Origin of the sequence: Ramlibacter sp. GCM10027632 (genome assembly GCF_042675325.1) — a bacterium.
GTDB lineage: Bacteria > Pseudomonadota > Gammaproteobacteria > Burkholderiales > Burkholderiaceae_C > Ramlibacter.
The window spans coordinates 79,116-97,414 of sequence record NZ_JBHTGW010000010.1; the positions used below are offsets into that span (position 1 = coordinate 79,116).

Genomic DNA, 18,299 nt, shown 5'->3' on the forward strand with positions numbered 1-18,299 from the left:
TGACGAGCCACGGGTCAGCGCGATGCTGCCCGGTCCGTGATCATCTTGGGCGTAATGAACACCAGCATCTCCTGCTTGTTGGCAGTGCGGCGGCGGTTCTTGAACAGGTTGCCGACGGCGGGCAGGTCGCCCAGCAGCGGCACGCGGGCCTCGTCCTCGGTCTCGGTCAGCTCGAAGATGCCGCCGATGACCACCGTGCCGCCGTTCTCCACCAGCACCTGCGTCTTGATCTTCTTGGTGTTGATGGCGATGCCGGAGGCGGTCGTCTCGCCGCGGCTGTCCTTGTTGACCTCCAGGTCCAGGATGATGTTGCCCTCAGGGGTGATCTGCGGCGTCACCTCCAGCTTCAGCGTGGCGCGGCGGAACGCGATCGAGGTCGCGCCGCTGCTGGTGGACTGCTGGTAGGGAAACTCCGTGCCCTGCTCGATGAAGGCCTTGGTCTGGTCGGCCGTCACGATGCGCGGGCTCGACACCAGCTTGCCCTTGCCGTCCGCCTCCAGGGCCGACAGCTCCAGGTTCAGGAAGCGGTTGGCCGACGAGCTGAACAGGGAGATCGCGAAACTGGCCGGGTTGAGGCCGTTGATGGCCAGGGCCGGCAGGTTGACGAAGTTGGTGCTGGTGGTGTCCAGCAGCGTGGACACGCCCTCGCCCGTGGTGCCGCTGACCGCGTTGTAGGTGCCGCCGAAGGCCACGCGGTTGGAACCGCCCGCGATCGCGTAGCCGGGGTCCCCGCCGCGGATGCCGCGCAGGTCGCTGCCGCCCAGGCGCACGCCCAGCGACTTGCCGAAGGTGTCGGACGCCTCGACGATGCGCGCCTCGATCAGCACCTGGCGCACCGGAATGTCGAGCTTGCTGATCAGGGCCTGCACGTTCTCCAGGCGGGCCGGCACGTCGGTCACGAAGAGCTGGTTCGTGCGGGCCTCGGAGATCACGCTACCCCGGTTGCTCAGGATCCGGTTGGCGATCGGCCCCGACATCAGCTGGGCGGCGATCTCTGAGGCCTTGGTGTAGTTCAGCTGGAAACCCTGGGTGCGCAGCGGCTCCAGGCCCTGGATGGCCGCCCGGTCCTCGAGGTCCTTCTTCTCCTTCGCCGCCAGCTCCTCCTTGGGAGCGATCCACAGCACGTTGCCGGTCTTGCGCAGGCCCAGGCCCTTGGCCTGCATGATGATGTCCAGCGCCTGGTCCCAGGGCACGTCCTTCAGGCGCAGCGTGAGCGAGCCGGTGACGGTGTCGGAGGTGACGATGTTGAAGTTGGTGAAGTCCGCGATCACCTGAAGCAGCGCCCGGACCTCGATGTTCTGGAAGTTCAGGGAGAGCTTCTCGCCGGTGTAGGTGGGGCCCTGCGTCACCCGGTTGGGGTCGACGCGGACCGGGCGGACCTCGACCACGAACTGGTTGTCGCTCTGGTAGGCGCTGTGCTCCCAGGCGCCGCGCGGCTCGATGACCATGCGCACGCGGTCGCCGTTGGGCGTGGTGGTGACGGTCTGCACCGGCGTGCCGAAGTCGGACACGTCGAGGCGGCGGCGCAGCCCCTCGGGCAGGCTGGACTTGAGGAAGTCCACCACCAGCGTCTGCCCCTGCTGGCGGATGTCCACGCCGACCTGGTTGCTCTGCAGGTCGACGATGATGCGGCCGGCGCCATCGGTGCCGCGGCGGAAATCGAGGTCCTTGAGCGGCAGCGTGTCGCGGTTGCGGCTCTCGGAGAACTGCGACGGCGTCGAGGTGGCCACCGGCGCCGAGGCCACCACCGGGTCCAGCGAGACCAGCAGCGACTTGCCCTGGATCTGCGCCTTGTAGGCCGTGGGGGTCTTGAGGTTGAGGACGAGGCGGGTGCGGTCGCCGGCCTGGACCACGTTGACCGAGCGCAGGTTGCCCTGGTTGACCTCCACGGTGTTGCGGCCGAGGTTGTTGGTCGCGCCGGGGATGTCCAGGGCGATGCGGGCCGGGGCCTGGATGGTGAAGCCGGCCGGCAGGGCCTGCAGGGGCTGGGAGAAATCGATGCGAAGGACTTCGACGCCCCCCTGGACCGAACTGCTGACAGCCTCGACCGCGACGCCGGCCGGATCCTGCGCATGCACGACAGCCGATGGCAGGCCGGCGGCCAGCGCGATGGCCAGCACCCAGCCCGGCATCCAGCGCGGGGAGGAAGATGTTGTTTTCATTTGGACCTCTCTTGCAACTGCAGCGTCGCAGCGCGTTCAACCCATTCACCCGCCGGGTCCTGCACGATCTCGCGCAGCACGACCTCGGTCTCCGTCACCCGGGTGATCTTTCCGTAGTTCTGCCCCAGGTACATGCCGGGACGCACCTGGTAGATGAGGTTGTCGACCCGCACGAGCGCGACCGGGCGCCCCTGCCGGATCATGCTGCCCACCATGACCATGGTGTCCAGCGGATAGCTCTCCAGCGGCTCCTTGCGCCGGGCCATCTCGGGCGCCACCAGGGCCGAGCTCGCGGCCGACTGGCCGGCCGCCCGGCGCAGCGCCTGCGCCAGCTTCTGCGAGCTGAACGGGTCAGTGGCCGCGGCCTCGGTGTAGGCCTGCGGGGTGAATTTCTTCGGCTCGGGCAGGGGCTCGACCTTGGGCTTGGTCTGGGCGCGCTGCTGCTGCATCCAGGCCTGGATTTCCTGCTGGCCGGATGCGCCGCAACCCGCCAGCACCGCCGCCACGACCAGCGCGCCGGCGGACAGGTGCAGCACGCGCAGCGGGCTCAATTGCAGGGCGGCGCTCATTTCTTGGCTCCCGGCTGGTTCTTGCGCTGGGCCGCGACCTCTTCGGGGTCGAGGTAACGGAAGGTCTTGGCCGTGGCTTCCATCTGCAGGGAGCCGTCGCGCGCGGGCGTCACGGCGATGTTGTTCAGCGTGACGATGCGCGAGAGGTTGGCGATGTCGGAGGCGAAGGAGCCGATGTCGTGGTAGCGCCCGGTCACGCGCAGCGCGATGGGCAGCTCGGCGTAGTACTCCTTGACCGTGACCTGGCCCGGGCGGAACAGCTCGAAGTACAGGCTGCGGCCCAGGCCGGCCTGGTTGATGTCCGACAGCAGCGCGTCCATCTCGGCCTTGCCGGGCAGCTGCTTCTCCAGCTGGGTCACGTACTGCAGCACCTGCTCGCGCTGCTGGCGCAGCACCTCGAGGTTGACGGCCTGCCCGAGCTTGCCGGTGTACTCGCGCTTGAGCTGCACCTCGCGCTGGACCTCGGCCTCGAGCTCGTCGTGCGTGCTGCTGATGAACACGTACCAGAGCAGGACGACGATGCCCACGACGATGAAGGCGCACAGGGTGGCGCGCGGCGCGGCCGGCCAGGAGGCCGGGTCGTTCGGATCGAGCCCGCGGAACTGGGCGGTCAGGCGCGCCCAGCTGGCTTTCAGGTCGGTCTTGGGGGGATTGCGGGTGGCCATGGGTTCAGGTCCTGGCTGGGGCCGCCGGGGCGCTGGCAGGGGCGCTGGCCGGGGTGGCGGGCGGCTTCACGTCGCTCGCACGCAGCACCTTGACCTTCATGTTGAAGTTGGCCACCCGGCGCTGGTCGCGCGTGCTGAGGGTGACGTTGCCGGCGACGATCTCGATCAGCTCCGGCTGGGTCAGCCAGGGGCTGTTGTTGCCCAGGTTGCGAAGCAGCTCGGACACCCGCTCGTTCGACTGGGCCACGCCCAGGAGGGTGACGGTCTGGTTGTCCTGGCGGAGGCTGGTGAGGTAGACGCCGTCGGGCAGCTGCCGCACCAGCTCGTTGAGGATGTGGACCGGCATGTTGCGGTCGGCCTGCAGGTCCTCGACAGCCTGCTGGCGGGCCCGCAGGGCAGCGATCTCGCGCTGCAGGTTGGCGATGTCCTTGATCTGGGCGTCGAGCTTGACGATCTCGCCGCGCAGGAGCTCGTTGCGCCTCTGCTGGGCGCTGATCTCCGCCAGCTGGTAGAGGTAGAAGGCGCCGGCGAGCGCCAGGCCGCCCACCACCGAGGCGGCCAGCGACAGGTAGAACAGCTCGCGACGGCGCTTGCGGGCCGCTTCGCGATGGGGCAGGAGGTTGATGAGGATCACTGCGCAAACCTCCGCATGGCGAGCCCGCAGGCGGTGAGGTACGAGGGGGCCTCGCGGCGCATCTTCTTCTCGCGCACGGTCTCGGCGATGTGCATGCCCTCGAAGGGATCGGCCAGGCTGCAGGCGAACGAGGTGTGGGCGGTGACGGCCTGCGGCAGGCCCGCCAGGCCCGCCGAGCCGCCCGCGAGCAGGATGTGGTCCACCCGGTTGTGCGGGGTGCTGGTGAAGAAGAACTGCAGGGCCCGCGAGACTTCCTGCGACAGGCTGTCCACGAAGGGGCGCAGGACGCCCGGGCCGTAGTCGTCGGGCAGCTCGTTGCTGCGCTTCTTGGCCTCGGCCTCCTCGAGGGAGAAGCCGTACTGGCGGACGATCAGCTGGGTCAGCTGGGCGCCGCCGAAGGCCTGGTCACGGTCGTAGAGCACCTCGCCGTTGCGGATCACCTGCATGCCGGTGCTGAAGGCGCCCACCTCGAACAGGGCCACCATGGTGTCGGCGCCGCCACCGGGCAGGGCATCGATGAGGCGGCCGGCGGCCAGGCGGGACGCGTAGGACTCGATGTCCAGGATGACGGGCTTGAGGCCGGCGGCCTCGGCCAGGCCCTGGCGGTCCTGGACCTTCTCCTTGCGGGAGGCGGCGATCAGGACCTCGACATCCCCGGTGGAGGTGGGGCTGGGGCCGATGACGCAGAAATCGAGGCTGACCTCGTCGAGCGAGAAGGGGATGTACTGGTTGGCCTCGGCCTCGACCTGGACCTCCAGGTCCTGCTCCGACAGGCCGCCGGGCAGGATGATCTTCTTGGTGATCACGGCCGAGGGCGGCAGGGCCATGGCGACGTGGCGCGCGCGGGTGCCGCTCTTCTTGACGACGCGGCGCATGGCGTCGGCCACCTCGTCGAATTTCTCGATGTTGCCGTCGGTGATGCACCCCCGCTCCAGCGGCTCGATGGCGCAGCGTTCCAGGATGTATCGGCCCTCGCGGTCCTGGCCCAACTCGACCAGCTTGACGCTGGAAGAACTGATGTCCAGGCCCAGCAGGGGTGCGGGTTGGTGGCTAAACAAGGGGCCCAAGGAAATCAAGGAGTTCTCCGTCTGCGGCCGTCACGAGCTGCAACATACTTAAGATTTCACTTCAATCCTAGCAGCAAGAAACTTGACGGCATAGGCCCGCCACCTGCGTTGGCTCAAGTCGTTGCCTAAATCTGACGAGCACCGCGGCGATACTACGAAGTCGCTATTGCGATGCCAGTCCCCCGTCCCCCGGATAATTCCGGGCGCGACCATTGAAGCCCGTTTATGCCCCTCGACACTCCTGAAGACAAGCCCCGCGCCGCCGGCCACCGCAGCCTCCTGGTCCGCCTGCTGCTCTGGGGCGCGGGCGCGGCCCTGGCCGCGGGCGCCAGCCTGGTGATCATCGTGGCGGTCGCCCTGGCCGTGGCATACCCCAACCTGCCGGACGTGTCCGACCTGTCCTCGTACCGGCCCAAGCTGCCGTTGCGGGTGTTCTCGGCCGACGGCGTCCTGATCGGGGAGTTCGGCGAGGAGCGCCGCAACATGACCCCGGTCGCCGAGATCCCGAAGGTCATGAAGGACGCGGTGCTGGCCATCGAGGACGCCCGCTTCTACCAGCACGGCGGCGTGGACTACGTGGGCCTGGCCCGCGCCGCGCTGGCCAACCTGGGCCGGGCCAAGAGCCAGGGCGCCTCGACCATCACCATGCAGGTGGCGCGCAACGTCTACCTCAGCTCCGAGAAGACCTTCACCCGAAAGCTCTACGAGATCCTCCTCACGTTCAAGCTGGAGCACCAGCTCACGAAGGACCAGATCCTCGAGATCTACATGAACCAGATCTACCTGGGCAACCGGGCCTACGGCTTCGCCGCGGCCGCCGAAACCTACTTCGGCAAGCCCCTGCAGGACCTGAGCATCGCCGAGGCGGCGATGCTGGCCGGCCTGCCCAAGGCGCCGTCCGCCTACAACCCGATCAGCAACCCCAAGCGGGCGCGCTCGCGACAGCTCTACATCATCGAGCGCATGGCCGACAACGGCTTCATCACCCTGCAGCAGGCCGACCTGGCCAAGCGCCAGGAGCTGAAGCTGCGCACCGCCGCCGACCCGATGCGGGTGCATGCCGAGTACGTGGCCGAGACCGTGCGCCAGCTGGTCTACGCGCAGTACGGCGACGAGACCTACACCCGCGGGCTGAACGTCTACACCACCGTCAAGTCGGACCACCAGGACGCCGCCTACCGCGCCCTGCGCAAGGGCATCATGGACTACGAGCGCCGCCAGATCTACCGCGGCCCCGAGAAGTTCGTCGAGCTGCCCGCCGACCCCAAGGAGCTGGACGACGCGGTCGACGACGTGCTGTCCGACCACCCCGACAACGGCGACGTGATGTCCGCCGTGGTGCTGGAGGCCAGCCCCAAGCGCATCCTCGCGGTGCGGGGCAACAGCGAGCCCTTCGAGATCACCGGCGAGGGCCTGAAGCCGGCGCAGTCCGGCCTGTCCGACAAGGCGCCGCCCAAGATCAAGATCCGCCGCGGCGCGGTGATCCGGGTGACCAAGCAGCCCAAGGGCTGGGAGATCACGCAGCTGCCCGAGGTGGAGGGCGCGTTCGTGGCACTGGACCCGCGCGACGGCTCCATCCTCGCGCTGGTGGGCGGCTTCGACTTCAACAAGAACAAGTTCAACCACGTGACCCAGGCCTGGCGCCAGCCCGGCTCCTCGTTCAAGCCCTTCATCTACTCGGCGGCCCTGGAGAAGGGCTTCACGCCGAGCACCGTGGTCAATGACGGCCCGCTGTTCTTCGACGCCGGCGTGACCGGCGGCCAGCCCTGGGAGCCGAAGAACTACGACGGCAAGTTCGAGGGCCCGATGCCGCTGCACACCGCGCTGGCCAAGTCCAAGAACATGGTGTCCATCCGCATCCTGCAGGCGGTGGGCGCGCAGAACGCGCAGGAGTGGATCACCCGCTTCGGCTTCGAGGCCGAGAAGCACCCGCCCTACCTCACCATGGCCCTGGGCGCCGGCTCGGTCACGCCGATGCAGATGGCCACCGGCTACGCGGTCTTCGCCAACGGCGGCTACCGCGTCAACCCGTGGCTGATCTCCCGCATCACCGACCAGCGCGGCAAGCCGCTGGTGGAGAGCCCGCCCCCGGTGGCCGCGGACGCGGCGCGCGCGATCGAGCCGCGCAACGCCTTCATCATGAACCGGCTGCTGCAGGAGATCACCCGCTCGGGCACCGCCGCGCGGGCCCAGGCCGAGCTGAAGCGCCCGGACCTGTACGGCAAGACCGGCACCACCAACGACTCGATCGACACCTGGTTCGCCGGCTACCAGCCGACGGTGGCCGCAGTGGTCTGGATGGGGTACGACACGCCCAAGTCGCTGGGCGACCGCGAGACCGGCGGCGGCCTGTCGCTGCCGATCTGGATCTCGTTCATGGAGGCCGCCCTCAAGGGCGTGCCGGTGGCCGAGCCGGCCGCGCCCGAGGGCGTGGTCAACGTGGGCGGCGAGTGGTACTACAACGAGTTCGCCCGCGGCGGCGTGAGCAGCATGGGCGTGAACGAGGCGGGCGGCCTGAACCCGCCGCCGCGTCCGCTGCCGCAGGCGGACGAGCGCAAGAGCATCCTGGACCTGTTCCGGAACTGATCGCGGCCCGGGCCGCGCACCGCGCGGCCGGGGTTCAGCCCGCGGTGAACGCCAGCGGCTGGCCCGCCTGCTCGCTGGCGCAGCGGCTCAGGTGGGCAAAGAACTCGCCGTGGCCCTTGGTGTCCATCCACTGCGCGCCGTCGAACTTGTAGTGGAAGCCGCCCGCGCGCGCGGCCATCCACACCTCCTGCAGCGGCTTCTGCAGGTTCACGATGATCTGGCTGCCGTTCACGAAGGTGATGGTGACCATGCCGCCCACGCGCTGGTTGTCGAGGTCGGCGTCGGTCTCGTCGTTGAGGCGGTCGCAGCAGGACTCCAGCCGGCGCAGCAGCGCCTCGGCGCGGTCCATGTATTCGAGGTCGGTCATTACAATTCGTCGATGTTCGCGTGGTTCCAAACGATTCTAGTCACGGGCCTCTCGCTGGCCGCGGCGCTTGCGCTGTCGGCCTGCGGCCAGAAGGGTGACCTGTACCTGCCCGCCGGCTACCCGCAACCCGCCGCCAAGGCCTCGCCGGCCGCCGCCCCCGCTCCCCTGCCCGCCCTTTCGCCTGCCTCTTCCCGCCAGCCATGACCCAGCAACTTCCCGGAACCCCGCACCTCGCCTGGCGCGGCGATGAACTCTGGCTGGAGGACGTGCGCCTGGCCGACCTGGCCAGGGCCCATGGCACGCCCCTGTTCGTCTACTCCAAGGCCGCCATGCTGTCCGCGCTGGCGGCCTACCAGCGCGGCTTCGCCGGCCGCAAGGCCACCATCCACTACGCGATGAAGGCCAACTCCTCGCTCGCCGTGCTGCAGGTGTTCGCGCAGGCCGGCTGCGGCTTCGACATCGTCTCCGGCGGCGAGCTCGAGCGCGCGCTGGTGGCCGGCGGCGACCCGGCCAGGATCATCTTCTCCGGCGTCGGCAAGACCCGCGCCGAGATGCGCCGCGCGCTGGAGGTCGGCATCGGCTGCTTCAACGTGGAGAGCGAAGCCGAGCTGGAGGTGCTCAGCGAAGTCGCAGCCGCCTGCGGCGAGACCGCGCCGGTGAGCATCCGCGTCAACCCCAACGTCGACGCCAAGACCCATCCCTACATCTCCACCGGCCTCAAGGGCAACAAGTTCGGCGTGGCGCATGAGCGCACGCTGGAGGTCTACAAGCGCGCCGCCAGCCTGCCGGGCCTGCGCGTGGTCGGCATCGACTGCCACATCGGCTCGCAGATCACCGAGGACAGCCCCTACCTGGACGCCATGGACCGCGTGCTCGACCTGGTCGACGCGATCGAGGCCGCCGGCATCCACCTGCACCATATCGACTTCGGCGGCGGCCTGGGCATCGACTACAACGGCGACACGCCGCCCACCGCCGATGCACTGTGGCAGCAGCTGCTGGCCAAGCTCGACGCGCGCGGCTACGGCGAACGCCACCTCATGGTGGAACCCGGCCGCTCGCTGGTGGGCAACGCCGGCGTGTGCCTGACCGAGGTGCAATACCTCAAGCCGGGCGAACAGAAGAACTTCTGCATCGTCGACGCGGCGATGAACGACCTGCCCCGCCCGGCGATGTACGAGGCCTTCCACGCCATCGTGCCGCTGCACCGCCGCGCGGCGGCGGCGGCCCATACCTACGACGTGGTGGGCCCGGTGTGCGAGAGCGGCGACTGGCTCGGCCGCGACCGCGACCTCGCGGTGCAGGCCGGCGACCTGCTCGCCGTGCTGTCCACCGGTGCCTATTGCATGAGCATGTCCAGCAACTACAACACCCGCGGCCGCGCCGCCGAGGTGCTGGTGCACGGGAACCAGGCCACGCTGATCCGCCAGCGCGAGTCGGTGGCCGACCAGCTGCGCAGCGAGCGCCTCATCCCCTGACGGGCACGGCCGGCGCCGCGCGGCGCCGGCGCTCGCGCCACCAGCGCGCCAGCCGCCACCCCAGCAGCAGCGAGACCAGGGCGGCATACACCGCCACCTCGCCCAGGTTGTTCTTGGCCGCGCGCATCCACAGGAAGTGCAGCAGCGCGAGGAAGACGATGCCGTAGACCGCCCGGTGCAGCTGCCGCCAGCGCGCGCCGCCGAGCCAGCGCACGGCGCGGTCGAACGAGGTCGCGGCCAGCAGCGTGAGGCCGGTGAAGCCGGCGAAACCCACCAGGATGAAGGGCCGCTTGGCGATGTCGCGGGCGATGTCGGCGGCGTCGAAGCCCATGTCGAACCAGGCGTACGCCAGCAGGTGCCACACGGCGTAGAAGTACACGAACAGGCCGGCCATGCGGCGCATCCGTGCCAGCGCCGGCAGCCCCAGCACCACGCGCAGCGGCGTCACGGCCAGGGTGATGCACAGGAAGCGCAGGGTCCAGTCGCCGGTGGCGCGCACCAGGGCCTCGGCGGGGTTGGCGCCCAGGCGGTCGGCGAAGGCCGCGAAGGCCAGCCAGGCGAAGGGCGCCAGCGACAGCGCGAACAGCGCCGGCTTGGCCCAGCGGCGAAGCAGCCACGCATTGGCGCCGGCCGTGACCGTCCTGCGCAGGAGGGTCACGTGGCCCCCCACGCTCGGCACCGCGTGCCCTGACTGCCCCCCGAGGGGGTGCGAGCTTGCTTGGGGCGGCCCGGCGCGGCGAACGCTTTGGCCCCCACGCTCGGCACTGCGTGTCCTTCGCTGCCCCCCGAGGGGGTGCGAGCTGGCTTGGGGCGGCCCGGCGCGGCGCTCATCCAAGCCGCCTCAGTAGAACTTGCGCAGGTCCATGCCGGCGTAGAGCTGGCCGACCTGGGCCTCGTAGCCGTTGAACATCAGCGTCTTGCGGCGCTTGGCGAACAGGCCGTCCTCGCCGATGCGGCGCTCGCTGGCCTGGCTCCAGCGCGGGTGGTCGACATTCGGGTTGACGTTGGAATAGAAACCGTACTCGTTGCGCGCCGCCTTGTTCCAGGCGGTGGCCGGCTCCTTCTCGGTGAAGCGGATGCGCACCAGCGACTTGGCGCTCTTGAAGCCGTACTTCCAGGGCACCACCAGCCGCAGCGGCGCGCCGTTCTGGTGGGGGAGCACCTCGCCGTACATGCCGAAGGCCAGCAGGGTGAGCGGGTGCATCGCCTCGTCCAGCCGCAGGCCTTCCACGTAGGGCCAGTCCAGCACGCTGGAGCCCACGTTCGGCATGGTCTTGGGGTCGGCCAGGGTGGTGAACTCGACGAACTTCGCGCTGCCCAGCGGCTCGACCTTCTCGACCAGTTTCGACAGCGAATAGCCCACCCAGGGAATGACCATGGACCAGCCCTCGACGCAGCGCAGGCGGTAGATGCGCTCCTCCTGGGCGGAGAGCTTGAGCAGGTCCTCGATGTCGAAGCGGGCGGGCTTCTTCACCAGGCCGTCGACCTCGACGGTCCAGGGCCGCGTGCGCAGCGTGTGCGCGCGCCTGGCCGGGTCGGCCTTGTCGGTGCCGAACTCGTAGAAATTGTTGTAGGTGGAGGCGTCCTGGTAGCTGGTGAGCTTTTCCATGGTCACCGCGCCGGCCACCGGCGACGGCGTGGCCGCCAGCGCGGCCAGCTTGCCGGGACGCTGCGCCTGGGCGAAGGCCTCGCGCTGGGCCCAGCCGGCCAGGGCCGCGCCCGCCGCGCCGCCGGCCAACCAGCGCATCAGGTCACGCCGCTGCAGGTAGGCGGACTGCGGCGTGATCTCGCTGGACAGGGGATGGACGAAGCCGTCGCGATGGGTCTGGATCAGCATGAATCACCTCAAGGGAAGACCGGGTTCTTACCATGGATCCATCACCACGCGCGTCAGGTCAGAGATTCCCGTAGCTGTGGAGTCCGGAGAGGAACATGTTCACGCCCAGGAAGGCGAAGGTCGTGACCACCAGGCCCACCAGGGCCCACCAGGCCGAGACCGCGCCGCGCAGGCCCTTCATCAGGCGCATGTGCAGCCAGGCCGCGTAGTTCAGCCAGACGATCAGGGCCCAGGTCTCCTTCGGGTCCCAGCTCCAGTAGCCGCCCCAGGCCTCGGCCGCCCACAGGGCGCCCAGCACGGTGGCGATGGTGAAGAAGGCGAAGCCGACGGCGATGGACTTGTACATCACGTCGTCCAGCACCTCGAAGGCCGGCAGCCGCTCGGCGATGCGCCGGCGCAGGGCCAGGATGCCGCCGACGATCAACGCGGCAATGCCGAAGTACACCGCCCAGTAGCTGCTCAGGCCGCCGACCGCGCCCTTGCGGAACACGATGGGCTCGAAGCACAGCACCACGCCCAGCGCCCACAGCGGCGCCAGCTTCCACCAGCGGGTCTCCTGCGCGTGCAGCTTGACCAGGTAGGCGAAGGCCACCATGGCCGACAGCGCGAAGGTGCCGTAGCCGATGAAGTTGGCCGGCACGTGCAGCTTCATCCACCAGCTCTTGAGGGCGGGCACCAGGGGCTGGATCTCGTGGGCCTCGCGCACCACCGTGTACCAGAGCAGGAAGCCGACCGCGGCGCTGACCACCAGCATCACGAAGGCACCCAGCGACCGCGTCGCGTACTGCTCCTCGAAGTACAGGTAGAACAGGGCCGTCATCCAGCAAAACAGCACGAAGACCTCGTACAGGTTGCTGACCGGGATGTGGCCGATGTCCGGGCCGAGCTGGTGGCTCTCGTACCAGCGCACCATGGTGCCGATGAGGGCCATGCCCACCGCCGCCCAGGCCACGCCGGAGCCGATGCGCTCCATCGCGCCGGCCTGGCCACGCGCGAACATGCCGATCCAGTAGAAGACCGTGCTCATGAAGAACAGCATGGACATCCACAGGATGGCCGACTGGCTCGACAGGAAATACTTCAGCCAGAACACCTGGTCGGCACGCGCCAGGTCGCCCTGGTAGCTGGCGATGGCCAGCAGCGAGAAGCCGGCCACCACGGCCATCAGCGTGCGCAGCGGGCGCCAGAACCAGCCGAGCCAGACGGCGCAGGGCATGGCGCCCAGCAGGATGCCCTTCTCGTAGACATCCATCGAGCCCTGGTAGCGGGTGAACGCGAACAGGCCGCCGGCCAGCACCAGCAGGGCGAAGGCCCAGTCGAGCCAGTTGCGGCGGGCGAAAAAGCCCTCGTTCAGCGTGAGCGTGGTGGTGGCCGTGGTCATTCTTTCACTTCGAGGAGGCGGGTGCGCAGGTGGGCGAACTCGCGATCGGCATCCAGGGTCTTGCGGTTGGAGGACAGCGCCATCGTGGCGTGGCTGCCGCCCTCACGCGGCGCGAGCCAGACCCACAGGCGGCGCTCGCGGACATAGAGCATGGCAAACACGCCGATGATCAGCAACGCACACCCCAGGTAGACAATGTTGCGGCCAGGGGCACGGGCCACCTGGAACACGCTGGCCTGGACCTGGGTGAAGTCCTTGAGCTGGAACACCATGGGCGCGGGGTACAGCGGCACGTCGCTCAGGGCCAGCACGGCCTGGTTCATGAAGGCGGCGGTCTCGTCGCTCGGCACCAGCGCCTTCTCGCCGGCGCGCGCGCGGGCCAGCTGCGCCAGCTCGAACAGCGCGCCGTTCAGGATCCGCACCACCACCTCGCCGGCGCGGGCGCGCTCGGCCTCGGGCACGTTGACCTCCATGAAGTCGGAGATGGCCTGCAGGCCGGCAACCGGCTTCGCACCGGCGGCCGCCGCCTCGGCGCCGGCGAACAGGCCCAGCGCCCGGGAAGCCGAGGCGGACAGCTGCTGCGCCAGCTCCGGGCGGGCCGGGTCGGTGGCCCTGGCGGCATAGCGGCGCACCGCCTCCTCGCGCAGCTTCGGGTCGGCCAGCGCCTCGCGCAGGCGCAGGAAGCCGTCGAGGCGTCCCTGGTCGTCGGCCGGCAGGCGCAGGTAGCGGAAGTTGTCCGAGGGGTTCTCGCGCATGCCCAGGAGGAACACCGGCGCGGCGCCCTCCTCCAGCTTGACCGGCAGCATGTAGTTGTGGAACTCGCGGGCCTGGCCGGCGGCGTCGCGCAGCTTGTAGGTGATGCTGGGGCCGACGTTGCGCAGCTCCTTCTTCGTGCTGGTCTTGTGGCCGGCGCCCAGGCGCGACTCGATGGAGCCGGCCAGGTCGACCTTGCGCACGTCGGCGCCCGAGGCGGCCGGGGCTGCGGCGTCGCCGAGGTTCTCGACGTTGATCACGCGCAGCGCGGTGTACTCCAGCGTCATCTTCTCGGCGCCCTCGCCCGGGCCGCGGCTCAGGGGGGTGCTGCCGCCGATGACGCCCTCGACCTCGAAGCGCTTGCCGCCCGCCAGCGGCACGGCCTCCAGCTTCACGCGCGAGCCGCCGTCGTCGAAGCTGGACTGGTAGATCTCGATGCCGCGGTGGCGCGCCGGGTGGTTCACCTCCACGCGCGCCGGGATCTTCTCGCCGGTCTCGCGGTCGTGGATCACGATGTCGCTGGCGAACAGCTTGGGCATGCCGGTCGAGTAGTACTCGACGATGAACTTCTGCAGCTCGATCGCGAAGGGCAGCTCCTGCAGCAGCACGCCGTCGCTCTGGTTCAGGATGGCGGTGTGCGACTGCGTGCCCTCGGACACCAGCAGGTTGCCGCGGAAGGTGGGGTTGGTCAGGGGCAGGCGGTGCTGCGCCGGCACGTCGGCGATCATGCCGCCGCCGGTGAAGGGGGTCTTGCCGCCGAACCACATCTGGGCGCGCACGATCAGGTCGCCGTCGAACAGGCCGCCCAGGCACACCAGCACGATGGCGGCGTGGGCCGCGATGTAGCCGATCTTGTTGGCCGCGCCGGCGCGGGCCGCGACCATCCAGCCCGCCTCGCCGCGCTGCTGCAGCTTGACCTTCCAGCCCGCGCGGGCCAGGCCCTCGCCGATGCGGCGCGCCGCCGCCTCGGGCGCGCCGGCCAGGTCACCCTGCGCCTTGTGGTGGAAGGCCTCCAGGCCCTGCACCCGGATGTTCTCCTTGTGCGAGCGCAGGTCGGCGACGATCTTGGGCGTGTTGCGGGCGATGCACAGCGAGGTGCTCACCACCAGGAAGGCCAGGATCACCAGGAACCACCAGGCGCTGTAGACGGCATTGAGCTGCAGCGCGGTGAACAGGTGGGCCCAGAAGGGGCCGAACTGGTTGACGTAGTTGACCGCGGGTTCGTGCTGCTTGAGGACGGTGCCGATCACCGAGGCGATGCAGATCACCGTCAGCAGCGCGATCGCGAAGCGCATCGAGGCGAGCAGCTCCATCGCCGCGCGCAGGACCTGCGAACCGGAGCGCACGGAAAGGCCCTGGGAGGAAGACGTCATGGAGAGGAGATGCGAGCGTCGGAAAGGAAAAAGGCGGGCGCCCTTGCGAGTCCCGCCTGTTCGATGTGCTGGTGCGGGCTTGGTTCCCGCCGGGCTCAGCGCAAGCCGGCCACGTAGTCGGCGACCGCCTTGATCTCGCGGTCGTTCATCTTGGCCGCGACCTGCGACATCTGCACGCTGTTCTTGCGGCCGCCGTCGCGGAACGAGGTCAGCTGGGCGATGGTGTAGTCGGCGTGCTGGCCGCCCAGGCGCGGGTACTGGGCGGGGATGCCGGCGCCGTTGGGGCTGTGGCAGCCGGCGCAGGCGGCGACGTTGCGGTCGGCGATGCCGCCGCGCCAGATGCGCTCGCCAAGGGAGACCAGCTCCTTGTCCTTGGCGAAGCCGGGCTTGGCCTTCTGGGTCGCCAGCCAGGCGGCGATGTTCTTCATGTCCTGGTCGGACAGCTGGGAGGCGAAGCCCTGCATGATCGGGTTGGCGCGCTTGCCGGACTTGAATTCCTGCAGCTGCTTGGCCAGGTACTCCGGGTGCTGGGCGGCCAGCTTGGGGTTGGCCGGGGAGCCGGAGTTGCCGTCCGCGCCGTGGCAGGCGGCGCACACCGCGGTGTAGCGGGACTCGCCGGCGGCGAGGTCGGGCTTCGCGGGGGCGGCCGGGGCGGCGGCCAGGGACATGACGGGCGCCGCCAGCAGGGCAGCCATCAACAAGGAGGCGAACTTGAGGGAGGCGAACTTCATGGTGGTGTTTGGGTCAAGGCGCAAAACCCCGGGATTCTACAATGCCGATCCAGGCCACCCCGGCCGACCCCCTCGAGCCCCCATGACCCAGCCCCCGGGCGCCAGCGCCTCCTCCCCTCCCGCGACGCCCGCCCCCGGCGGCATCACCCCGGCCCAGGCCCTGGGCTGGATGCACACGGCCCGCTTCCTGACCACCGCGCCCAAGCTGGAATTCCTGCCGCCGCACGAGCACCCGGAGATCGCCTTCGTGGGCCGCTCCAACGCCGGCAAGTCCACCTGCATCAACACCCTCACCCAGCAAAAGCGCCTGGCCTTCGCCTCCAAGACGCCGGGGCGCACCCAGAGCATCAACCTGTTCTCCCTGGGCAAGCAGGGCGTGACCGACGCGGTGCTGGCCGACCTGCCCGGCTACGGCTATGCCGCCGTGCCCAAGCAGGACAAGCTGCGCTGGCAGCAGGTGATGGCCAACTACCTCATGACCCGCCAGAACCTGCGCGGCGTCGTGCTCCTGTGCGACCCGCGCCACGGCCTGACCGAGCTGGACGAGATCCTGCTCGAGGTGATCCGCCCCCGGGTGGAGGAGGGCCTGAAGTTCCTGGTGCTCCTGACCAAGTCCGACAAGCTGAACAAGCAGGAGCAGGCCAAGGCCCTGTCGATCGCCCGGCTCAATGCCGGCGGCGGCGAGGTCAGGCTGTTCTCCGCCCTGAAGAAGCAGAACGTGGACGATGTCGCCCACCTGCTGTGGCAGTGGACCCATGCGCAGGACGGCGCGCCGGCGCCCGAAGCCCCGCCGCCCGAGGCCTGATCAGTACAGCGAAGGTTCGCCCTCGGGGCGGGTCTTGAAGCGCTTGTGGACCCAGTAGTACTGGGCCGGGCAGGCGCGCACCTCCTGCTCGATCCACGCGTTCATGCGGCGGGTGTCGGCCACCGGGTCGTCCGAGGGGAAATCGGTCCACGGCGGCAGGAAGCGCACCACGTAGCCCTGCCCCCCGGGCAGCAGGCGCGCCACCACCGGCTGCACCGTCATGCCCAGGCTGCGGGCCATGCGCGAGGGCGCCACCAGGGTCGAGGCCGGCACGCCGAAGAACGGCACGAAGGCCGCGTCGCGGCCGCCGAAATCCATGTCCGGCAGGTTGAAGAAGCCGGCCCCGCCGCGCACCGCGCGCACCAGCGGGCGCGCCGTCTCGCTGCGGGCGAACAGCTCGGTGCGGTCCGGGGCCAGGCGCAGGCGGGCGCGGCGCATCGCGGCGTCGAACACCGGGTTGCTCTGGGTCTGGTAGATCGAGGCGATGCGCCGCTGCAGGTTCAGCTGCACCGCGACCCCGGCCACGTCCAGGCCCATGAAGTGCGGCACCAGCCACATCACCGCGCCCTCGTGGCGGTCGGCGAAGCCGGCGTCGCCCTCGATGCGGATCAGGCGCGCCAGCCGTGACGGCGGCGCGAACCACAGCAGCCCGCGCTCCAGCACGCTGCGGCTGAACCAGCGGAACACCTCCCGGCCCACCCGCTCGCGCTCGGCGGCGTCCCACTCGGGAAAGCACAGCTCGAGGTTGCGCAGGGTCACCCGCCGGCGCGAGCCGGCCAGGCGCCACAGCAAGGCCCCCAGGGCTTGGCCGCAGGCCGCCTGCACCGGCAGGGGCAGCCAGTGGAAGGCCCACAGGAAGGCCAGGGTGGCGTAGCCGCCGGCGCGCGAGGTCCAGGTGGTCATGCCCCGCGCTCCTCGCGCGGCTGCTTGTAGCGCGCGTAGCTCCAGAGATACTGCTGCGGGCACTCGCGGATCAGGCGCTCCATCTCGGCGTTGATCGCCACCACCGCGTCGTCCAGCGAGTCCGGCAGCGGCGCCTGAAGCTCGCGCACGTGCAGCACGTAGCCCCGGCCGAAGGGCAGGCGCTCGCCCCACACCAGGCGCACCTCGGCGCCGGTCTGCAGGGCCAGGCGGGCGGCCAGGGTCATGGTGTAGGCCGGCTTGCCGAAGAACGGCGCCCACTGGCCCATGCCCTCGGGCGGCACCTGGTCGGGCAGCAGGCCGACGCCGCGGCCCTGGCGCAGGGCCTTGATCATCTGGCGCACGCCGGCCAGGTTGGTGGGCACGGCCTCCAGGCCGGGGCGGTTGCGCGAGGCGGCCACCAGGGGCGCGATCCAGGCCTTGCGGGCGGGGCGGAACAGCACCGTCAGCGGGCCGTGGGCCTGCAGGTGGCGCACGGCGATGGCCTGCGCGGTGATCTCGAAGCACCCCAGGTGCGGCGTGAGCAGCAGCACGCCGCGGCCGCTGGCGTAGGCCGGCTCGAGGCTGCCGTCCCAGGTGACCCGGGGCATGGTCCCCATCCACAGGCGGGGCAGCTCACCCACCATCCGGCCGATGTGGCCGACCGCGGGGCGCACGCGGGCGAACGGGTAGCCGGCCTGTGCGGCATGTTCCACCAGGCGGCGGCGGTAGGTGGGCGAGAGCAGGAACACGAGCCAGCCCAGCGCAGCGCCGAGGCCGTGGAGCAGCGGCAGCGGCACGTGGGAGAGCAGGCGGAACAACGACAGCATGCGGGTGGTTAAAGGAAATCCGTACGGGACCTGGGGGCAGGCCGGGCGCTAGAATGCCTGGGTCGCCGAGTTACTGAACTACTTGCAGGGCGACGTTAAACATCCACTGCTAAAGCGTTCGCCGTAGCTCCCGCGAAGGCAACGCGCCCTTCAACCGACGG

The 18,299-nt window shown here is 69.8% G+C and carries 17 protein-coding genes; 4 read left to right on the forward strand and 13 right to left on the reverse strand.

Annotated elements, in window-relative coordinates; all coding sequences use genetic code 11:
• Positions 1 to 14: 14 nt before the first annotated feature.
• The 5 genes from pilQ to ACFQZY_RS15455 are packed head-to-tail and all read right to left on the reverse strand — an operon-like array spanning position 15 to position 5,106.
• The gene (gene pilQ, locus ACFQZY_RS15435) at positions 15 to 2,162 is read right to left on the reverse strand and encodes a type IV pilus secretin PilQ (protein WP_377417406.1); all 2,148 of its coding nucleotides are present in this window, start codon (positions 2,160 to 2,162) and stop codon (positions 15 to 17) included.
• On the reverse strand, positions 2,159 to 2,731 hold the full coding sequence (locus ACFQZY_RS15440) for a pilus assembly protein PilP (RefSeq protein ID WP_377417408.1): 573 nt from the start codon (positions 2,729 to 2,731) through the stop codon (positions 2,159 to 2,161). The genes pilQ and ACFQZY_RS15440 overlap by 4 nt, the downstream gene beginning before the upstream one ends.
• Complete coding sequence (locus ACFQZY_RS15445) at positions 2,728 to 3,396, reverse strand: type 4a pilus biogenesis protein PilO (RefSeq protein WP_377417410.1); 669 nt, start codon at positions 3,394 to 3,396, stop codon at positions 2,728 to 2,730. The genes ACFQZY_RS15440 and ACFQZY_RS15445 overlap by 4 nt, the downstream gene beginning before the upstream one ends.
• 4 nt (positions 3,397 to 3,400) lie before the next feature.
• Positions 3,401 to 4,030: a PilN domain-containing protein gene (locus ACFQZY_RS15450; RefSeq protein WP_377417412.1), complete on the reverse strand. Its 630-nt coding sequence runs from the start codon at positions 4,028 to 4,030 to the stop codon at positions 3,401 to 3,403.
• A complete protein-coding gene (locus ACFQZY_RS15455; protein ID WP_377417414.1) occupies positions 4,027 to 5,106 on the reverse strand; it encodes a pilus assembly protein PilM in 1,080 nt (359 codons plus the stop codon). Before ACFQZY_RS15455 ends, ACFQZY_RS15450 begins: the two co-directional genes overlap by 4 nt.
• A 216-nt stretch (positions 5,107 to 5,322) precedes the next feature.
• Between ACFQZY_RS15455 and ACFQZY_RS15460 the strand changes: the two genes are divergently transcribed.
• Complete coding sequence (locus tag ACFQZY_RS15460; protein ID WP_377417416.1) at positions 5,323 to 7,683, forward strand: penicillin-binding protein 1A; 2,361 nt, start codon at positions 5,323 to 5,325, stop codon at positions 7,681 to 7,683.
• Positions 7,684 to 7,717: 34 nt separating this feature from the next.
• Here the strand turns inward: ACFQZY_RS15460 and cyaY are convergent, their stop codons facing one another.
• The gene (gene cyaY / locus ACFQZY_RS15465) at positions 7,718 to 8,050 is read right to left on the reverse strand and encodes an iron donor protein CyaY (RefSeq protein WP_377417418.1); all 333 of its coding nucleotides are present in this window, start codon (positions 8,048 to 8,050) and stop codon (positions 7,718 to 7,720) included.
• 12 nt (positions 8,051 to 8,062) lie between these two features.
• Here cyaY and ACFQZY_RS15470 point away from each other — a divergent pair, with 12 nt between their 5' ends.
• Positions 8,063 to 8,254, forward strand: coding sequence for a lipoprotein (locus ACFQZY_RS15470; RefSeq protein ID WP_377417420.1), 192 nt, complete (start codon positions 8,063 to 8,065; stop codon positions 8,252 to 8,254).
• The gene (gene lysA / locus ACFQZY_RS15475; protein ID WP_377417422.1) at positions 8,251 to 9,528 is read left to right on the forward strand and encodes a diaminopimelate decarboxylase; all 1,278 of its coding nucleotides are present in this window, start codon (positions 8,251 to 8,253) and stop codon (positions 9,526 to 9,528) included. The genes ACFQZY_RS15470 and lysA overlap by 4 nt, the downstream gene beginning before the upstream one ends.
• Here lysA and ACFQZY_RS15480 read toward each other — a convergent pair.
• The 5 genes from ACFQZY_RS15480 to ACFQZY_RS15500 all read right to left on the reverse strand — a co-directional run bounded on the left by ACFQZY_RS15480 (position 9,518) and on the right by ACFQZY_RS15500 (position 15,603).
• Positions 9,518 to 10,186 (reverse strand): sulfite oxidase heme-binding subunit YedZ, encoded by a 669-nt coding sequence (locus ACFQZY_RS15480; RefSeq protein WP_377417424.1) that lies wholly within the window; start codon positions 10,184 to 10,186, stop codon positions 9,518 to 9,520. The two genes, lysA and ACFQZY_RS15480, sit on opposite strands and share 11 nt — an antisense overlap.
• A gap of 183 nt (positions 10,187 to 10,369) precedes the next feature.
• Positions 10,370 to 11,365 (reverse strand): protein-methionine-sulfoxide reductase catalytic subunit MsrP, encoded by a 996-nt coding sequence (msrP, locus tag ACFQZY_RS15485; RefSeq protein WP_377417426.1) that lies wholly within the window; start codon positions 11,363 to 11,365, stop codon positions 10,370 to 10,372.
• A gap of 58 nt (positions 11,366 to 11,423) precedes the next feature.
• A complete protein-coding gene (gene ccsB / locus ACFQZY_RS15490) occupies positions 11,424 to 12,746 on the reverse strand; it encodes a c-type cytochrome biogenesis protein CcsB (RefSeq protein ID WP_377417428.1) in 1,323 nt (440 codons plus the stop codon).
• Entirely contained in the window at positions 12,743 to 14,872 is a 2,130-nt protein-coding gene (locus ACFQZY_RS15495; RefSeq protein ID WP_377417430.1) for a cytochrome c biogenesis protein ResB, read from the reverse strand. The genes ccsB and ACFQZY_RS15495 overlap by 4 nt, the downstream gene beginning before the upstream one ends.
• 95 nt (positions 14,873 to 14,967) lie before the next feature.
• Complete coding sequence (locus ACFQZY_RS15500; RefSeq protein ID WP_377417432.1) at positions 14,968 to 15,603, reverse strand: c-type cytochrome; 636 nt, start codon at positions 15,601 to 15,603, stop codon at positions 14,968 to 14,970.
• Between the two features lie 82 nt (positions 15,604 to 15,685).
• On the opposite strand from ACFQZY_RS15500, the gene yihA reads away from it, so the two are divergent.
• Positions 15,686 to 16,408: a ribosome biogenesis GTP-binding protein YihA/YsxC gene (gene yihA / locus ACFQZY_RS15505; protein WP_377417434.1), complete on the forward strand. Its 723-nt coding sequence runs from the start codon at positions 15,686 to 15,688 to the stop codon at positions 16,406 to 16,408.
• Here the strand turns inward: yihA and ACFQZY_RS15510 are convergent, their stop codons facing one another.
• Both ACFQZY_RS15510 and ACFQZY_RS15515 read right to left on the reverse strand, forming a co-directional pair.
• Positions 16,409 to 17,311 carry a lipid A biosynthesis acyltransferase gene (locus ACFQZY_RS15510; RefSeq protein WP_377417436.1) on the reverse strand — a complete coding sequence of 301 codons (903 nt, stop codon included), beginning with the start codon at positions 17,309 to 17,311 and terminating at the stop codon, positions 16,409 to 16,411.
• Positions 17,308 to 18,138, reverse strand: coding sequence for a lysophospholipid acyltransferase family protein (locus ACFQZY_RS15515; RefSeq protein WP_377417438.1), 831 nt, complete (start codon positions 18,136 to 18,138; stop codon positions 17,308 to 17,310). Before ACFQZY_RS15515 ends, ACFQZY_RS15510 begins: the two co-directional genes overlap by 4 nt.
• Between the last annotated feature and the right edge of the window lie 161 nt (positions 18,139 to 18,299).